This is a genomic window from Arthrobacter sp. S2(2024) (assembly GCF_036662515.1).
Lineage (GTDB): Bacteria > Actinomycetota > Actinomycetes > Actinomycetales > Micrococcaceae > Arthrobacter.
Genome location: NZ_JAYKZI010000002.1, coordinates 235,865 through 253,919 on the forward strand (window position 1 = coordinate 235,865; position 18,055 = coordinate 253,919).

Here is an 18,055-nt window from a genome sequence, read left to right on the forward strand (position 1 = left end):
GAGCGGGACCTGTGTACCGCGCCTCAACCAGAGGGCATCGAGCCGAAACGGGCTACGACGCTCAGGTTGAACGGTTAGGGTTATCAAGACGCAAGTCTCAGCTATACCCGTAATCGAAAGGACCCCCGGTGCATCATCGGTCGATTCACCGAGCGGCAGGATGCCTCCTGCTTGTCGGTATCAGCTTGGCCGCCTGTGCCAGTCCCCCAGCCAAAGAGCAAAACATCCGCGGCGCGCTCACTGCGATTGGAAGTCCCATTCAGAGCGATCCGATCGGAGCATGGTCCAGCGCTTGGAAAAAGACCTTCACGGCCACGTCATTGAGCTATTCTCCGGACGGCTCTGACGTTGGGCTGACAGCCTTGGCCACGGGCCAGGCCTATTATGCAGCCCTCGACGCCCCCTTGACCGCTCAGCAACAAGACGCAACCAAGGCGGAATGCGGTCCGAACGGGGCGTTCAGCGTTCCGACCTCAGTGACCTCTATCGGCGTCGTCCTTAATATGCCAAGCATCCGGAGCCTCAAGCTCACGCCTGACCTGCTCGCCAGGATCTTCACCGGAGATATCAATCGCTGGGATGACAAGGCAATCGCAGCGATCAATCCGGGAACCACGCTCCCGGACGCGCCGATCGTCCCGGTGACCGCGAGCACAGCTTCAGCGCTGACCTCGGCCAGCACGGGCTATCTGGCGGCCTCCCCCAGTTGGTCGTCCGGGGTAAGCAACAAGTGGGCCAAGGTACCCGGCGGCCAAGAGGTCAAGAACTTCAGCGACATCGCCAAGAAAGTCGACGGCACCGCCGGCGCAATAGCCTTCATGGACTCGGCGTCCATCGGGTCCCGGTTTGACACGGCGTTGCTCTCGTTTGGCGGCAGCTTCGTCAGAATGTCCAAGGACTCGGTGGCTGCGGCCGTCCAGGACGGCACCACCAGAACGGTGGCCACGGGAGTCGAGTTTCGCCTTCCGGACAAGACCGACCACGGCTACGCATTGGGGAACGTGAACTACCAGGCATTTTGTACCAGCTATAAGAACGGGGAGGTTGCGTCCCTCGTGAAATCCTGGGCAGACTTCGTGGTCGGCCCCGACGGACAGGTCGCTTCGACCTATTTCGCAGGGGTGGCCTCCCCGAGTGAAGAGTCCTTGCGGGATGCGTCACGCCTGATTGAGAAGATCGGGAGCGACCAATGATCGACCAACCAGCTGCCCAAGGCCCCGCTCGTCCCGACGTTCGACAGGAGTCGCTCCCCCGGGCAGGCGGATTGCGGTCCCGGACTCGCAACGTGTCCCCCGCCACCAAGGCCGGATTCGGTTTCTTCATCCGCGTTTTTGCCTTGCTCTCAGCCCTGATCACACTCTGGATCCTGGCCACGCCGCTGATGGCGTATCCCGACGAACCCGCCCACACCATCAAGGCAGCAGCCGTGGCGAGGGGGCAGTTCTTCCCGGGTCCCGGCGAGTCCTATGGCAACGGGATCCACGTACAGGTCCCCTCCTACATCGCCAACGTCGATTCCCAGCGGTGTTTTGCCTTCCTCAAGGAGATGCCCGCGGGCTGTGCGCCTGCCATTCCCGTTGGCGACACCTACACCACCATCGGCGTGACCTCGGCCGGCTTGTACAACCCCTTCTACTACTGGTTCGTCGGGCTCCCTAGCCTGTTCATGTCCGGAGCCCCCGCGATCTTTGCCATGCGGATTGTCAGTGGACTCATGTCGGCCGCCTTCTATGCGGCCGGGTTCACCGCGCTGTCGAGGCTGCGGCATCCCAAGTGGCCCATGGTTGCGGCCGCGGTTGCGACAACGCCCATGGTTTTCTTCCTGGCCACGGGAATCAATCCGAACTCCTTGGAGGTCGCGGCGTCGATGGCAGCCTTCTGCGGTTTGGTCTCCGTGCTTGAGAACTCAAGGCAGCTTCACCTGGCCCGCCCGGGAATCCTGGCAGTCGGAGTATCGGCAGCGACCTTGGCCAACACCAGGAACGTGTCCTTGTTGTGGCTCCTTTGCGGGGCGATTGTGGCCTGCCTCTTCTTCCGGGGCGCCGACATCGTTGCAATCTTCCGCAATCGGCTATTGCTCATAGTTGCCGGATTGTCCGCCATCGGGGTTGCACTGGGTGTCATCTGGAACTTCATCATGTTGACCGCGCCTCCGTCGGCAGGCGAGGCGCCCGCCGGAATCTCCAATGCGGTTGAAGGCCTTCGGCCCTCCAATGCCTTCGCCACCATGCTGGACAGGTCGTTCGACTTCGTCAATCAGTACATCGGAGTCGCAGGCTGGCTTGATGCTCCGGTGCCGCAAGCTGTCCTGATGTTCTGGAACATGCTGCTCATTGCCCTGTTGCTGCTGGTCTTCCTGATGCGTCCGGCTAGATTGCAGCTGGGCTTCTGGGCCGCGATCGGAATGCTTGCGGTAGTTCCCGCCCTGGTCCAGGCCGCGCTTGTCACGAGCAGCGGATTCATCTGGCAAGGAAGGTACAGCCTCCCGTTGTTCGCGATCGCGGTCATCTCGGCCGGGTTGGCGCTTCGGTTCCGCAAGTTCCACGCAAATCTCATCAGCCGCAGGGTCGCCAAGATTCTTCTCTGGGCAACCTGCGCTGCCCATGTCTACGGCTTCGTGTACATCCTGCGACGGTACGTAGTGGGAATACCGGACTTCGCGAACTGGCTGGTGATGTTCACCAAGCCGGATTGGCAGCCGCCCCTTTCCTGGGAAGTCCTCACCCTGCTCTTCGCCGTTGCATTGGTCGTTGCGGCAGCCCAGCTGTACCGTTTCCTCTACCCCGGCCTGCCGTTCTTCCCGGTCCCGGTGATCCGGGCGCTGCGTTGGGCGGCGCGCCGTCCGGCGACTGCCGCCGTCGGGAACCAAGCAAGCAAGGAACCCGCGGAACGCCAGCGCGTCGAGTAAAGATCGCAAAACCCAACGCAAAAGGTCTGGCCAGGCACTGCCTGGCCAGACCTTTTGCATTGACGCAGTCGTTCTCCGGAGTGTTAGCCCCGAAGGTAGGCCGTCAGTCTCTCGGCACTGCTCGCCGGAACAAACCCTGCGCCCTTGATCTTGCTCAAGTCGAGGATGCTCTTCAGCGGCCGCGGGGCTGCGGATTTGCCCGCAAAATATTCTTCGGTGCTCACGCCGGTGACGTCGTCTCCCGAGGCACCGCGGAGCTCGTAGACGTCTCCTGCGATGTCCGCCCACGACTGCGGCTCACCGTCGTTGCTGAGGTTGTACGCGCCGTACGGCGCGCGGGACTCCAACAGGTGCCTGATTCCAGCAGCGATGTCTTCCGTGAAGCTGAGCCGCCCGATCTGGTCGTTGACGACACTCGGCTTGATCCCGCGATCGGCGAGCGAGGCCATGGTCCGGACAAAGTTGCTGCCTTCGCCGATCACCCAACTGGTCCGCACGATGTAGTGGCGCGGAACCACGCTGACGACGGCGTCCCCGGCGGCTTTGGTTTGACCGTACACGCCAAGCGGGGTGTACGGCTCGTTTTCGTCGTGCGATTCCCGCGACCCGTCGAAGACATAGTCCGAGGAGACATGAACGAGCGTGAGATCGTATTCGATCGCGGTCCTGGCGAGGCGCGCGACGGCCGAGACGTTGACTTGCCAGGCGGCTTCCCTGCCTTCGGGACTCTCGGCGGCGTCAACCGCGGTGTAGGCGGCCGCATTGATGATCGCGGAGTAGTTCTTCCAGTTCCGTCCATCGAACGACTCTTCCTTTGATAGGTCGAAGTCGGCTCGTGCCGCGAACTCAACCGAAGGGTCGCCGTCGTACAGTCCACGCAATGCCTTGCCAAGCTGGCCGTCTGCACCCACCACAAGGATCTTCCGGGACGGCATCGGCTCGACCTCGGCGAGGCGCGGATGCGCTTTGTCCTTGTCGGACAGCTCAGCCTGGTCCAACGGCACGGGCCAGTCGATGGCAGCGGTCTCGTCGGCGAGGTTGAGGAATGTGTACTGGCTCTGTGCGTCCGCAGACCAGTGATCGTTGACGAGGTACGTGTAGGCCGTATTGTCCTCGAGGGTCTGGAATGCGTTGCCCACCCCACGCGGAATGAAGATGGCCTGGCTCGGATCAAGCTCCGCGGTGAAGACCGCGCCGAAAGAAGGACCTTCACGCAGGTCGACCCACGCACCGAATATCCGGCCCGTCGCTACCGAAATGAACTTATCCCAGGGCTCGGCGTGAATGCCGCGCGTTGTGCCGGCCTTCTCGTTGAACGAGATGTTGTTCTGGACAGGACGGAAGTCCGGCAGCCCAAGCGCGACCATTTTCTCCCGCTGCCAGTTCTCCTTGAACCAGCCGCGGTTGTCGCCGTGAACCGGCAGCTCATAGAGAACGACGCCGGGAATCGGCGTTTCGCGGGCCGCAAGCGGCTTCGAAAACTCGATCGTCATTGGTCTACTGGCCCTGTTCCTTGTATTTGGCTTCAGTGGCTGCCTTCTGCGGACGCCACCAGGACTCGTTGTCCCGGTACCAATCGATGGTGGCTTCGATTCCTGCGTCGAAGTTGGAGTATTGCGGCTGCCAGCCGAGCTCATCGCGGAGCTTGCTCGAATCGATCGCATACCGCAGGTCGTGGCCAGGCCGGTCAACGACGTGGTCGTAAGCATCGGGCGACTGACCCATGTGCTTGAGGATGAGCTCAACAACGTCTTTGTTGTTCTTCTCGCCATCGGCACCGATCAGGTAGGTTTCACCGATCCGGCCTTTTTCGATGATTGCAAGCACGGCGGAGGAGTGGTCGTTCGCGTGGATCCAGTCGCGGACGTTTTCACCCTTGCCGTAGAGCTTGGGGCGTATGCCGTCGATCACGTTGGTGATCTGGCGTGGAATGAACTTCTCCACATGCTGGTACGGCCCATAGTTGTTTGAGCAGTTGCTGATGGTCGCCTGCAGTCCGAACGATCGCACCCATGCGCGCACCAGAAGGTCGGATCCGGCTTTGGTCGAAGAGTAGGGGCTGGACGGGTTGTACGGCGTCGCTTCGGTGAACCGCTCGGGGTCGTCCAACTCCAAGTCGCCGTACACCTCATCGGTGGAGATGTGGTGGAACCGCTTGCCGTGCTTCCGGGCAGCCTCGATGAGCGTGTACGTCCCGATGATGTTTGTATCCAGGAACGGGCGCGGGTCATGCAGCGAGTTGTCATTGTGTGATTCGGCGGCATAGTGGACCACTACGTCGCAGTCTTCAACGAGCCGATCCACAAGTTCCGCGTCCGAAATGTCACCCAGGACGAACTGGAACCGTTCCTCCGGAAGCCCCTTCAAGGAGTCCACGTTGCCGGCGTAGGTTAGTTTGTCGAGAACGGTGACACTGTCCTCAGTGCGCTCCAGGACGTAGTGGACAAAATTCGAACCGATGAAGCCGGCACCGCCGGTAACCAGAAGTTTCTGCATGGGAACAGCCTACCGAACCCCAAGGTGAAGGCCGTCAAGAACCCAGGCGTACCCGGCGTAGCGCTTCGAACATCAGGCGGGCGATCATCATCCGCGCTTTGATGATTTTGACGAGCGAACGCCACCCGGCGGGTGTCTGGTTGTCGTCGTGCAGACGTCGGAGCACGGTCGATTCGTCAAGGTGGCGGATGGACCTTGCGACGTTTCCGCAAATGGCGAGCCAGAGGTCATGCGATTCGTTCACATAAGACGGGATCGGCACGAAGTAATTGAGCGCATCCCGGCGGATGCCCATGGCGCATCCGTAGTAGGCCCGGTACCCGATCAGGATCGCGAACAGATTGGCCAGGTGCCTCGCCGAGTCGGAAGAACGAAGCCTTGGAATCCAAGGTCTCGGTCCACCGCCGAGGACGTCGAAGTTTCCTGCGACAACCTTGTGGTCGGCCAGCGCATCGAGCATGATTTCCACTCGCCCGGGAATCCATACGTCATCCTGGTCGGAAAGCATGATGAATTCGCCACGGCTCATTTCCACGGCCTGTTCAAACGTCCTGACATAGCCCTTGTTCACAGATGCACCGACAAAACGGATCCGCGGGTCCCGAATGCCCTTGACGATCTCGGCGGTGTCATCGGGCGACGCATCGTCCACGACCACCAGTTCATCGTCGGGACCAAGATCCCGAAGAATCGAGGCGATCTGCTCCTCGATGAATCGGGATCCCTTGTAGGCCGCAAGGCAGACACTCACCCGGATCGCCTGGCCGTCCGGCGTCGTCGAATCGTTCATGACCTCCACTCTAGGCGAGTTACCAGGGCGTTAGCGGGCAGGCATCATCGCGTATCATCGTAAGGTCACGCCGTCGAGCAATAGGACCTACCAGTAATGAAACCCGTGTTGCTTCGACTCGCTGGATTCACGCTGCTTCCGCTTCTCGCACTGGTACTGCCTTTCCTCCTGCTGCCCGTCATTGCCCGTGTCGCAGGGCCGGCCGGCTGGTCAAGCATCACGTCCGGCCAGGCCATCGGAGTATTTGCCGCCACGATCATTCTGTGGAGCTGGAACATTTCCGGTCCCGTGGCCATTGCCCGGAGTCCCTCACCGCAGGCTCGCGCATCACTTTATTCAAGAAGCATCCGAACGCGCATCATCATTGCGCTCGTCGTCTTTCCGCTCATGAGCATCATCGTTGCCCTCGTAGCGCACGACGGTTACCGCCTTGACGCGATTACCATGGCGTGGGCCACTGCCCTCACCGGCTTCTCCCCGGCCTGGTTTGGTATCGGCACAGGACAACCGCGGATTCTGGCCGTCTATGACACCCTTCCCCGGTTCTGCGCAGCACTGCTCAGCGTGCCATTCATTCTTGCGACCGGCCAGATTTGGATCTATGGCGTCCTTGCACTCCTTGCCACCATTGTGGCGTCGATAGCATTCCAGCTTCGATTCGGGGAAAGCGGGACGTGGTTCCCCCGGCGCCCGGGGAATGCCATCCGCGAGATCGTTCCCGAAAGTGGGACCGCGGCAATCAATTTTGCCGGAAGCGCTTACGCCTCATCCCCCGTCCCGATAGCCACGGCGACGGTGCCGTTGGCAACGGCCACTGCCGGATTCGCCTCCGCGGACAGCATCTACCGCTTTGGCCTTTTCAGCGTGGTGGCCGTCGGGAACACTTTTCAAAGCTGGACGCTTGAGGGAAACCCCGAGGACTCCCGACGGCGCCACACAGTTGCGCTGATGACGCACCTCGCGCTCGGAGCCGCCGGAGCGCTCGGCCTGGGCCTGCTGGGTCCATGGGCTTCTGCCATCCTGTTCAGCGACGCGAATAAGGCCGATACCGCGACGTCCGTCTTCTATGGGATTTCCTTCTTCTTCCTCTCGGCTTCAACGCCCCTCATCAGGAACCTCCTCATTCCCGCCGGACGCCAAAGGACTGTCCTCTTGTGGACCGGGCTGTCGGCAGCTGCGGGAGTCGCGTTCATGGTAGTGGCCGGCTTGGCGTCAAATGTTCCGGGTGTAGCACTGGGAATGGCCATCAGCGAAGCGTTGCTCTTCTTCGGCCTCCTCCTCCCCGCGTCAAGGCTGCTGCCCGCCAAGGCGCTCCCCGTAAGTGTGGACGGGTAGGATCATCTCCGTGATTGAAAGTCCACAAAGACGAACCGCAGCGGTGATCGCCGCTTTCAACCCAGACGACGAACTGCTCACCAACGCTGAATCCATCGCGACGCAAGTAGACGAACTCATAGTCGTCGATGACTGCAGTACGTCTCCGGCGTCGGAGCAGATCTTTGACCACCTTGCCGGTAACGGAACCAAGGTACTGCGCCTGGACAACAACTCCGGAATCGCAGCCGCACTGAACCGCGGACTCGAAGAGCTGGAATCGACCAGCCGCCCGGATTTCGTGCTGACTTTCGACCAAGACTCGCTGCCGGTCCCGGATTACGTCTCAAGCGCCCTCGCCACCTATGACAGGGCCACGGCCGAAGGACAAAAAGTGGGCTTCGTGAGCGCTGAGACGTTCAGCGGGCACCAGGTGCCGGTCCTCGGAGCATCCCACGGATTTCCGGAAGCCTTCGATCCCATGCAGTCCGGTTTCTTCATCCCGATGACTACCTTGGCCGACGTCGGCAACTTCGAGTCGGGCTTTTTCATCGACTGCGTGGATTCCGAGTTCACCGCGCGAGTCCGGGCAGCCGGCTACAGCATCCTCATCGGGGCAGGTTGCGAAGTCGGGCACAGGCTCGGGGCGCGCCTCCCGGCGAAGGTGCTTGGGCGGCCCTTACGGCTCCGTGGCAACGATTTGTCCTTCAACTACTACTCGCCTTTCCGGATGTACTACATCATGCGAAACGGCACCACACTCGCCCGCAGGTACTGGCGCCGCAACCCGGCCTGGGTGATTCGGCGCATGCTGGAAGACGCGAAAGCACAGCTTCTCCGCTTCGCATTCAGCCCGGATCGACGGTACTTGGCGATCGCCGCTTGGGAGGGGCTCATCGATTCATGTCGCGGACGGCAGGGTCGCATCAGCCAGGACCTCCTCAACCGCATCCAGCCACGATGACATATAGGAGAACGATGGAAAATCATGACTCAACGCGGGTCTTGGTCATCATGCCGGCGTGGAATGAAGCCGAGTCGGTGGGCGACACCGTGCGCGAAGTCCTCGGCGTCGGATGCCCTTACGACGTACTGGTCGTCAATGATGGCTCCTCCGACGCCACCGCGGAAGTTGCCGCCGAAGCCGGAGCGACAGTCTTGAACCTTCCCTTCAACCTCGGCGTCGGTGGTGCCATGCGCGCCGGCTTCAAATACGCGAAGCGCCTCGGCTACAGCCGCGTGATCCAGGTCGACGCCGACGGGCAGCATGATCCCCGGAACATCGGCGAGGTGCTCGCCGGACTGGAGCACGCCGACATCTCAATCGGCGCCCGATTCGCGGACAAAGGTGAATACAAGGTGAGCGGCCCCCGGAAATGGGCAATGCAGTTCCTCGCAAAAGTCATCTCCGGCCTTGCAAAGACGCGCCTCACTGATGTGACGTCAGGATTTCGTGCCGCCAACGACCGCGCCATCAGCCAGTATCTTGACCACTATCCCGCGGAGTACCTCGGCGACACGATTGACTCCCTGGTCGTGGCAATACGTTCCGGGTGCAAAGTGACCCAGATCCCCGTGGCCATGCGCCCGCGCCAGGGCGGAACTCCAAGCCACAATCCTGCCAAGGCAGCGGTTTATCTCGGCCGTTCCACTTTCGCACTCCTTTTCGCGCTTACACGTAAGAGATCCGCTATTCCATCCGCATCAACAACATGGGCCCAGGAGGCATCCTAATGGGAAATCTGGCGGCCTTCCTCCTCTCGTTGGCGATCGTGGGGATCGTTTTCGAAATGCTCCGGCGCAAGAAGCTCCGCGAGAAATATGCGGCACTATGGCTCGTGGTGGGCATTGGAACTTTGGTGCTTGCCGCGTTCCCGAGTTTGCTGACAATCGTTGCCGAACTCGTTGGCGTGCAGCTTCCGTCGAACTTGCTGTTCATCATCAGCATCCTGCTGCTGCTGGGCGTCTGTTTGCACCTTTCCTGGGAGATCTCGGTCGTCGAAGATGAGACCAGGACGCTGGCTGAGGAAGTTGCGATCATGCGCACCCTCCTTGAGCGCCTCCAGGCCGCCGAGACCCAGGAGGACGACACCTCCGCTCCTTCCGGACCAAAGTAAGGAACCGAATGGCCCTTGATATCTTCATCCCCTACTGGGGGGATCCTGACTACATGCGGCAGGCAGTCGACAGCGTACTGGCACAGAATTCGGACGATTGGCTCCTGACCGTTGTGGACGACGCCTATCCGGGCGATGAGGTCCGCCGATACTTGGAAGAAATCAACGATCCACGCATCACCTATGTCCGCAAGGAAACCAACGAAGGAATTACGGCAAACTTCCGCACGTGTGTCTCCCGGGCAACGCAGGACACGCTTGTGGTCATGGGTTGCGACGACATCCTGCTCCCTAACTTCGTTGATGTCGCACTTCGCGCGCACCGGGATTTCCCGGAAGCCTGGATCATCCAGCCAGGCGTGGAAGTGATCAACGAGGCCGGGGAGAACGCCCGGCCGATTGCCGATCTTGTGAAGCAGCACCTCGTCAAGCCACACGGGTCCCGGCCCAGGGTGGTCAGCGGCGAGAAACTGGCAGTCAGCCTTCTCCATGGTGACTGGCTCTACTGGCCGTCCCTGATTTTCCGCCGGGACAAAATCGGGAACTTCGATTTCAGGGATGGTCTCCACGTCATCCAGGACCTTGGCTTGATCATCGACATGGTCTTGGCTGGAGCTGAGTTACTCATCGAGCCGGAGGTATGTTTCGCATACCGCAGGCACACCGCCAGCGCTTCCTCAAGCAAATTGCTGGACGGCTCCCGTTTTGCCGGCGAACGCGGCTACTTCGAACTTGCTGCAGAGCTCTGCAGGAAGAAGGGGTGGAGAAAGGCATCACGGGCGGCTGCATTGCGCCTGACGTCCCGGGCCCATGCTTTCTTGCTCCTGCCCAATGCCGCCTTGCACGGCAGCCCCGCAGCTGTCGGGTCCCTCCTGAGGCATACCCTTGGAAACTAGGAAGTTCGACTTGCCACCCGAAATTGATCCGTCGAAGCGGCTAAACAACGTAGCCGCGGTGGTCACCGCCTATCGTCCGACGTCGCACCTGGTCCGTAACGTCTCGTCCTTGCTGGGCCAACTCACCACCGTTGTAGTAGTCGACGACGGCGGCGGGCCCGGTTTCGATCGGATCTTCGAGGACGCGGCGGACGCCGGCGCTATGGTGCTGCGGCTCGAAGAAAACTCCGGAATCGCATCCGCGTTGAACGCGGGGATCGACTTGGCGCGCAAAGCGCCGATCGACTACATCATCACCGTCGACCAGGATTCGCTCCTGACCGCCGAATATGTCCACCGGCTAGTGGAGGCCGCCCAGTCGGCCGAGGCCGCAGGCATAACCCCGGGCCTTGTTTCCCCGGCCCGCATCCATGGCAATCCCGTGAAGAAAGCCGGTTCGAAATCCGGGATCCAGCTGGGACGGGAACCGATTCAATCCGGACTGCTGATTCCGGTTTCCACCCTGGACGCTATCGGTAACTTCTGGGATGGCCTTTTCATCGACCTCGTGGACACGGAATACTACTTCCGCGCCCTCGATGCCGGGCTTCCGACTGTACTTGCGGACGCAGAATTCGACCATTCGCTAGGAACCTTGGTAGATGCGAATATTCTGGGCAGGGACATCAAACTTCAAGATCGTCCGTTGAAAGTCCGCATTGCTGCTTCCTGGCGTTATTACTACATCTTCCGAAACAGGATTCTGGTTGGCCGGCGATACGTTAAGGCACATCCAGGATGGGTTGCCTCTGGCTTGTTTCTCGACATGAGGCACCTCGTTTTCGTGTCAGTGTTGGCGCCCGGCCGCGCTGCCCGGCTCCAGTCAGCATTGAGGGGAACCATCGACGGCCTCCGCGGCCGGAGCGGAAGAGCGCACCTCGGCTAGGAGTTGAGTCGGTGGCCATTGGCCAGTCGCTGGTTTTGCCGCGGACTCGAAGGTAAGGGATGATGGGGACCATGCGTGGAATCATTCTTGCCGGTGGCACCGGCTCTCGTCTCCATCCGATTACTCACGGCATCAGCAAGCAGCTGGTCCCGGTTTACGACAAGCCGATGATCTACTACCCCCTCTCCACGCTCATTCTGGCGGGCATTCGAGACATTCTCGTCATCACCACTCCCCACGACGCAGAGCAGTTTCAACGGCTCCTTGGCGACGGTTCCCAATTCGGCGTGAACATTTCCTACGTCCAGCAGCCGTCGCCCGACGGTCTCGCCCAAGCATTTATCCTGGGTGAGGAACATATCGGAAATGAAACCGTTGCCCTCGTCCTGGGAGACAATATCTTCTACGGACAGGGCATGGGAACGCAGCTTCGGAAGCATGCGAACATCGACGGCGGTGCGGTCTTTGGTTATTGGGTGAAGGATCCCAAGGCCTACGGCGTGGTCGAATTCAATGAAGATGGCAAAGCCATTTCCTTGGAGGAAAAGCCGGAACACCCCAAATCGCACTACGCCGTTCCGGGCCTGTATTTCTATGACAACGATGTTGTGGAGATCGCCAAGAACCTCAAGCCTTCACCCCGTGGCGAGCTCGAAATCACGGACATCAACAGGACATATCTTCAGAACGAAAAGCTTCATGTCGAGATCCTTCCGCGGGGCACGGCCTGGCTCGACACCGGTACCTTCAACGACCTCAACGACGCGTCGAATTTCATTCGCACGGTAGAGAACCGCCAAGGCCTCAAGATCGGAGCTCCCGAGGAAATCGCCTGGCGCCAGGGTTTTCTTTCCGACGACGAGTTGCGGGCACGTGCCGAGCCGTTGGTCAAGAGCGGTTACGGAGCGTACCTCCACGGCCTGCTGGAAGACTAGTCCCCGCCCGTGTGGTGGTCTGTCCTTCCGCAGTTAGTCGGTGCTGCCTTATTGCTGGTTGCTCCCGGACTGCTTGTGGCACTCGGATTGCGCTATCGAGGATTTGATGCGCTAGGGCTGTCCCCTGCCCTCTCGGTAGGCGTGATTGTCCTGACTTCGACGCTGAGCCCCTTTTTGCATGTCCGGTTCACCGTGCTTCCGGTCGCTATCGTGGCGGTCGCGCTCGGCGTCATCGCGTGGTTCGTTTCCCGGTTCCGTCCTCGCGCCGGGGAAATGCCGAGGCCGGGTCTTTGGCGGCGGTCAGCACCATTTGTGGCCTGTGCGCTCGCACTCGCGGTGGTCGGCGCCAGGGTTATGCAGGCTATCGGCGGCCCCGAGCATTTTTCGCAGACCTACGATGCGGTGTTTCACCTCAACTCCGTCAAGTACGCCCTTGATACCGGGAATGCCTCGTCCCTGACGATAGGCGACATGACCGGCGGTGGTTTCTATCCCGCAGGCTGGAACGCGGTGGCGACCTTGGTCGCCTCGACCTTCGCGCTGGACGTTCCGGTCGCCGTGAACCTCACGAGCATAGTCCTCGCGGCAGTGTTTTGGCCTCTAGGCTGCGTCTTGGCGGCCAGGTGGACCATCGGCCGTTCCTCCGCGGTTGCACTGGCGGCCGGCATAGCGTCCGCCTCGCTTGGCGCATTCCCGCTCCTGATGATGGACTTCGGTGTCCTGTACCCCAATCTGCTGTCGATCAGCATCCTGCCGGGTTCCATAGCCCTGGCTGCGGCAATTTCCAGGGTTTCCCCGGCCTGGGTGCCCCGGGACCTGTCGGCGGTCCTCGCGCTCTTGTTGAGCCTTGCGGGGCTCCTTGTGGCGCATCCGACCACCTTCATGGCCTGGCTCACATGGACGGCCCCGATGGTCGGTGTCCTTGCGTGGAAGGCCTTCAAGCTCCGGAGACGGGGTTTGCTGCGTCTTGGGAGGGCCAGGTTCATGGTCCCCTTGATCGGCTATTGCGTTGTATTCCTCATCCTCTGGATCGTCCTCAGGCCACCGTCGGACGCTTCATTCTGGGGCCCGTACCATACGGTCCCGCAAGCTCTCGGCGAAGCCATTGTTTTCTCTCCGTTGGATTTGCCTGCCGCCTGGCTGGTGGCACCGGTGGCGCTCCTGGGCCTTTGGGCGGCGCTGGGGCGGATTCGGTACAAATGGCTCGCAGGAGTTTTCCTGATTTTCACGGTGCTGTTTGTGGTTGTGTCCGGCTTCCCCATTTCCAGGGTCCGTAGTATTTTGACGGGCGTCTGGTACAACGACAGCTACCGTATTGCAGCACTGTTGCCCCTTGTCGCTGTCTTGCTTGCTGCCGTGGGCGTCGAGTGGATCTGCCACAACCCATACCTTTCGCAACTGTTCAAGCGGGTTTTCCGTCGAAGCGGCCCAGGGATCCGCCGGTCCGGTCTCCGGAATGCACTTCAATACGCCTTGGCTGCCGTTCTCGTCGCCGTTGCCGTCGTCGTCGGACAAGTGGGCGGAGTGAACAAGGAAGTGGAGCAAGCGGCGTCAAAGTACGCCTTGTCGGCGGACTCCCCTTTGGTTTCGAGCGACGAGCTGGCAATCTTCCAAAGACTGCACAATGACGTCCCGCAAGACGCGATCTTGATCGGGAATCCCTACACCGGAGCGGCTCTTTCGTATGCCCTCGGTAATCGCAAGTCTGCTCAGCTCCATATCCTTAGCTATGTTTCGCCTGATCTCCAAGAGATCTACGACCACTTGGATGCAGTCTCAAAGGACCCCGCGGTGTGCAGGGCTGTTCGGAGCGAGCATTCCTATTACGTCCTTGACTTCGGATTGCTGGAAGTCCATGGAGGCAACCACACTCCGGCTGGTCTGGCCCGCTTGGACCAAAACCCCGGAGTTCAGCTCGTAGACAGCCAGGGAAATGCGAAGCTCTACAAGATAACCGCCTGCTGAGCCAGCTGAGAAGGCGCACTGTCCAGTTGGTGTCCTCAGGTGTCGGAAGCGGTATCCAGGCCGGCCTTGGCGGGTTGGCCGGCCCTTCGCTAGTCCCGCGCCCCTGGGCTAGTCCGCCGAGCGGCGCCGGAGTTCCCGGACGACGTCATGCACTTCGCCGTCCATGATGATCTCGCCGTGCTCCAGGAGCACACCACGCTTGCACACCGAGGCGACCAGATCCAAGTCGTGGCTCACTACGAACAGCGTCTTGCCGGCCGCTGCCAATTCGTTGATCTTGGTGATGCATTTGCGTTGGAACGGTTCGTCGCCCACGGCAAGGATCTCGTCGATGAGGAAGACCTCCGGGTCCGTGTGAACCGCGATCGAGAAAGCCAACTTCAGGTACATGCCCGATGAATAGAACTTGACCTCGGTGTCGATGAACTCTCCGATTTCGGAGAACTCCACAATCGAGTCGAACATTTCATCGATCTGGTTTTGGCTCATCCCAAGGATGGCCCCGTTGAGGTACACGTTGTCGCGCCCGCTGAGGTCGTGGTGGAAACCGGCTCCGACTTCGATCAGTCCAGCGACTCTTCCCCTTGTATGCACGGTACCCTCGTCCGGCTGGAGCACGCCCGAAATGAGCTTCAAGAGAGTTGACTTGCCTGAGCCATTAAGCCCGAGCAACGCCACGGTTTCGCCTTGTTCGACATCCAGCGAAACGTCCTTCAGCGCATCGAACTTCTTCGAAAGGTCCCCTTTACGCCCCGTCAGCAACCAGACAATTGCTTCTTTCATGCTGCGGGTGTGCCGGAGCACGAACTTCTTCCGCAAATTCCGGCAGGTGATCGCCACCCTGTCGGAAACTTCCGCGGGTACAGTCATTTCAGAGCTCCTGGGCAAAGTGGACAGACAACTTCATGAAGACGAGCTGGCCGATCACGAGGACGAGTGCAGCGACGCCAAAGGCAGAGGGGAACCAGACGGTGAGCAGGTCCGGCGGCATGGAAATCGACCCGGATTGCGCAGCGCTCAGCGTCGGGGACCAAAATGCCCAGTGGAAGATTTCGACGGCGACTGTGACCGGATTCAGCTGGTACAAAAAGAACCAGGGACCCATGACGCGCTGCACCATCGGCCACACGTAAAGGACCGGTGAGGCCCACGTGACGATCATGAGGATCATATCCACGATGTTCTCGGAGTCGCGGAAGTAGACGTTGGCGGCACCGAAAAGGAGGCCAAGGCCGGTGGAAAGAATCGCTGTCAGCACAAACGCCCCGACGACTGCCAGCAATTGCCAGACCGAGGGACTCCAACCGGTCAAGAGGCAGGCTCCGAGCAAGACCACTACCTGGGGAAGCAAATGGGCTGCGGAAACCCACACGGTCGAGACGGGGAACAGCTCCCGGGGCAGGTAGATCTTACGGATAAGGTCTCGGTTGTCCACAATCGAACGGGTCGCGTTGCCCAGCGACTCCGTGAAGAAATTGACCAGCACAATTCCAGCAAACAGATAGATCGCGTAGTTGGGGGTTCCGCGCTGCATGTCGAGGAAGACGCCGAGAGCGACGAAGTAGATCAAGAACTGCATCAGCGGCTTCACGTAGGACCACAGGAGTCCCAAGACGGAGCCGCGATAGCGGATCTTGATCTCCTTGCGCACCAGTAATTGCAGCAGGAACTTGTGTTTGTAGACGTCGACGATGCCGCGGCCGCGGCCCGGTTGGACCAAGTCGGTCACGGGCTGTGCCATCTAGTGGCCTTCCTCGTCGGCCAAGCCAAACGTCTTCTTCCAAGCTTCCATGGAGGTGATCTCCGGGAGGGCCTTGCGGTACTGCTCCGAGAGCTCCTCCCACTGGCGGTAGAGATTGGCGTGGAGCTTTCCTGCTTCCGCCAGCATGGACTTGAGCTTGTCAGGATCGCGTTTGTACCAGGAAGCCGCGGTGCCATCGGCGTTCGAAACCACAACGCTGTCATAGTGCGCCAAGCGGAACCATCTGTTGTCCCGGTGTGCCAGGAAGCCCTGCGGCCGCTCTGCCGATTCCGCGGCCGGCTTCTTCACCAACTGGCGGGCAACCGTGGTGACACCCCATTTAACGAGGTCCTTCTTGTTGGGAAGTCCAATGGGATTGAGACCGGAGGGACCGCGGCCCAATGCCGGGGCTGGAAAATCATCGACGTTCTCGCGCATCTCCGCGTCGGGATAGTCGGACTTCAACGCATTGATCTCGCCGAGCTTCGTGGCGAGATTGCCGTGCAGATGCGCGGGCCCGAGGAAGAGATCCTTGAGGGCATCGAGGCGTGAATGTTCGGTGAAGTACTGCATCGAAACCAAGTGCTTTACATCGGCTTGGAACGACTCCCGGATAACGCGGCCACCCTTCTTATAGGGGCTGTAGATGAGCGTGGTGATCAGGCGGTTCCGGCCATGGAAATAGGCTTGCCATCCGACCAGGTCGTCCTTGTCGATCCAGGAGACATGCCAGACGGCCGCGCCGGGCAAGGAAACCGTGGCAAAACCGGCTTCACGGGCGCGAAGTCCGTATTCGGCGTCGTCCCACTTGATAAAGACGGGAAGCGACAGCCCGATCTCGCGGATGATTTCCGTCGGGATCATGCACAGCCACCAGCCGTTGTAGTCGACGTCGACGCGCCGGTGCAGCCACGGCGTCTGCCGAAGGTTCGCAACGCTGAAGTCGTGCCTCATCTCCATGTCCGCATGGGGCATGGCCGGCACGAATCGATAGGGGTCCACCACTTCACCAAAGGTGTGGAGAACGCTGCGGCTGTAGAGGTCGAACATGTGGCCGCCGACGATAGTCGGCTTCCGGCAATGGTCCGAGAACGTCAGCAGGCGCGCGATACTCTCCGGTTCGATCACGACGTCGTCGTCCAACAGGAGCGCGTAGTCGCTGCCGTTCTCCACGGCCTCGTACATGCCGCGGGAGAAGCCACCCGAGCCGCCGAGATTGGCTTGGTTGATGATCCGCAGCTTGTCACCGAGGGCGGACTTCACTTCGGCAAAGCCTGGCTGCTCGGCAACCTTTTGGGTTCCTTGGTCCACGATGAGGATTTCCTGGACGTGTTCCAGCACCTCGGGATGCTCCGAGAGGATCCTGGCGTTGTTCAGGCAGAAGTCCGGCTTGTTCATGGTGGTGATCTCGAGGGTCACCTTGCCGGGGTTGCCCTCGCGCTCCGCGCCTTGCCATTCCGCTGAATCGAGCGTCAGTTCCTCACGGCTGGAGGCCAGATCGAACCAGTACCACCCGCCGTCGCCGAAGGGCTTGAGGGAGAGTTCGAATTCGGTGACAGCGGCGCCCTCGACCCTCGCACCATCAACACGCTGGAGAGTGCCCCGCGCGTTCGACTTGTAGACCGTGACTGTACCGTGGCCCGTTGTACGGACAACAAGGCGGACCATTTGAAGGTCCGTCCAGCGGCGCCAGTAGCTCGCGGGAAACGCGTTGAAGTACGTTCCGAAGGAAAGCTGCTCTCCCGCGCGGAGCCTTACGGAACTCCTGGAGAGGACGTCTTCAAAATGGACCTCTTCGCCGCCCGAACTGACGAAGTGAAGTTTCTCCTCGGTCGACTTGGGGTTCCTGGCGAATTCGTCGTTCTCGCGGAGGCGGATACCGTTCGCTGGTCCGGCGTCGACGTACAACGCTGTGGTGTCCAGCTGGTCATCAGCGGGCAGGATAACCCGCTGCAATACTTGCATCTT

General features: G+C 60.6%; 16 protein-coding genes. 10 read left to right on the top strand and 6 right to left on the bottom strand.

Going from position 1 to position 18,055, the window contains the following annotated elements; all coding sequences use genetic code 11:
* Positions 1–128 precede the first annotated feature (128 nt).
* Together VLA65_RS04770 and VLA65_RS04775 are read left to right on the top strand one after the other, a co-directional pair.
* The gene (locus VLA65_RS04770; protein WP_332601921.1) at positions 129–1,193 is read left to right on the top strand and encodes a substrate-binding domain-containing protein; all 1,065 of its coding nucleotides are present in this window, start codon (positions 129–131) and stop codon (positions 1,191–1,193) included.
* A 92-nt stretch (positions 1,194–1,285) separates the two neighbouring features.
* On the top strand, positions 1,286–2,908 hold the full coding sequence (locus VLA65_RS04775) for a DUF2142 domain-containing protein (protein WP_307053574.1): 1,623 nt from the start codon (positions 1,286–1,288) through the stop codon (positions 2,906–2,908).
* Between the two features lie 83 nt (positions 2,909–2,991).
* Here VLA65_RS04775 and VLA65_RS04780 read toward each other — a convergent pair whose 3' ends face one another.
* The 3 genes from VLA65_RS04780 to VLA65_RS04790 are packed head-to-tail and all read right to left on the bottom strand — an operon-like array spanning position 2,992 to position 6,194.
* Positions 2,992–4,401, bottom strand: a complete 1,410-nt coding sequence (locus VLA65_RS04780; RefSeq protein WP_284988461.1) for a bifunctional dTDP-4-dehydrorhamnose 3,5-epimerase family protein/NAD(P)-dependent oxidoreductase — start codon at positions 4,399–4,401, stop codon at positions 2,992–2,994.
* 4 nt (positions 4,402–4,405) lie between these two features.
* Entirely contained in the window at positions 4,406–5,404 is a 999-nt protein-coding gene (rfbB, locus tag VLA65_RS04785; RefSeq protein WP_332601922.1) for a dTDP-glucose 4,6-dehydratase, read from the bottom strand.
* A gap of 34 nt (positions 5,405–5,438) precedes the next feature.
* The gene (locus VLA65_RS04790; protein WP_059387564.1) at positions 5,439–6,194 is read right to left on the bottom strand and encodes a glycosyltransferase; all 756 of its coding nucleotides are present in this window, start codon (positions 6,192–6,194) and stop codon (positions 5,439–5,441) included.
* 96 nt (positions 6,195–6,290) lie between these two features.
* Here VLA65_RS04790 and VLA65_RS04795 point away from each other — a divergent pair, with 96 nt between their 5' ends.
* The 8 genes from VLA65_RS04795 to VLA65_RS04830 all read left to right on the top strand — a co-directional run bounded on the left by VLA65_RS04795 (position 6,291) and on the right by VLA65_RS04830 (position 14,346).
* A complete protein-coding gene (locus VLA65_RS04795) occupies positions 6,291–7,529 on the top strand; it encodes a polysaccharide biosynthesis protein (protein WP_306961023.1) in 1,239 nt (412 codons plus the stop codon).
* Between the two features lie 10 nt (positions 7,530–7,539).
* Positions 7,540–8,472, top strand: a complete 933-nt coding sequence (locus VLA65_RS04800) for a glycosyltransferase (protein WP_284988464.1) — start codon at positions 7,540–7,542, stop codon at positions 8,470–8,472.
* Between the two features lie 14 nt (positions 8,473–8,486).
* Positions 8,487–9,242, top strand: a complete 756-nt coding sequence (locus VLA65_RS04805) for a glycosyltransferase family 2 protein (RefSeq protein WP_307053569.1) — start codon at positions 8,487–8,489, stop codon at positions 9,240–9,242.
* Positions 9,242–9,625, top strand: coding sequence for a DUF2304 domain-containing protein (locus tag VLA65_RS04810; RefSeq protein ID WP_059387560.1), 384 nt, complete (start codon positions 9,242–9,244; stop codon positions 9,623–9,625). Before VLA65_RS04805 ends, VLA65_RS04810 begins: the two co-directional genes overlap by 1 nt.
* Before the next feature lie 8 nt (positions 9,626–9,633).
* Positions 9,634–10,521: a glycosyltransferase gene (locus VLA65_RS04815; RefSeq protein ID WP_059387559.1), complete on the top strand. Its 888-nt coding sequence runs from the start codon at positions 9,634–9,636 to the stop codon at positions 10,519–10,521.
* A gap of 10 nt (positions 10,522–10,531) precedes the next feature.
* A complete protein-coding gene (locus tag VLA65_RS04820; RefSeq protein WP_306961026.1) occupies positions 10,532–11,446 on the top strand; it encodes a glycosyltransferase in 915 nt (304 codons plus the stop codon).
* A 71-nt stretch (positions 11,447–11,517) separates the two neighbouring features.
* Positions 11,518–12,381: a glucose-1-phosphate thymidylyltransferase RfbA gene (rfbA, locus tag VLA65_RS04825; RefSeq protein WP_059387568.1), complete on the top strand. Its 864-nt coding sequence runs from the start codon at positions 11,518–11,520 to the stop codon at positions 12,379–12,381.
* Between the two features lie 9 nt (positions 12,382–12,390).
* On the top strand, positions 12,391–14,346 hold the full coding sequence (locus VLA65_RS04830) for a DUF6541 family protein (RefSeq protein WP_332601923.1): 1,956 nt from the start codon (positions 12,391–12,393) through the stop codon (positions 14,344–14,346).
* A 108-nt stretch (positions 14,347–14,454) separates the two neighbouring features.
* Here the strand turns inward: VLA65_RS04830 and VLA65_RS04835 are convergent, their stop codons facing one another.
* Genes VLA65_RS04835 through VLA65_RS04845 form a run of 3 tightly spaced genes read right to left on the bottom strand, consistent with a single transcriptional unit; the run spans position 14,455 to position 18,052 of the window.
* A complete protein-coding gene (locus tag VLA65_RS04835; protein WP_059387557.1) occupies positions 14,455–15,216 on the bottom strand; it encodes an ABC transporter ATP-binding protein in 762 nt (253 codons plus the stop codon).
* A gap of 1 nt (position 15,217) precedes the next feature.
* Positions 15,218–16,087: an ABC transporter permease gene (locus VLA65_RS04840; protein ID WP_059387556.1), complete on the bottom strand. Its 870-nt coding sequence runs from the start codon at positions 16,085–16,087 to the stop codon at positions 15,218–15,220.
* Positions 16,088–18,052 carry a glycosyltransferase gene (locus VLA65_RS04845; protein ID WP_059387567.1) on the bottom strand — a complete coding sequence of 655 codons (1,965 nt, stop codon included), beginning with the start codon at positions 18,050–18,052 and terminating at the stop codon, positions 16,088–16,090.
* Positions 18,053–18,055: the final 3 nt, after the last annotated feature.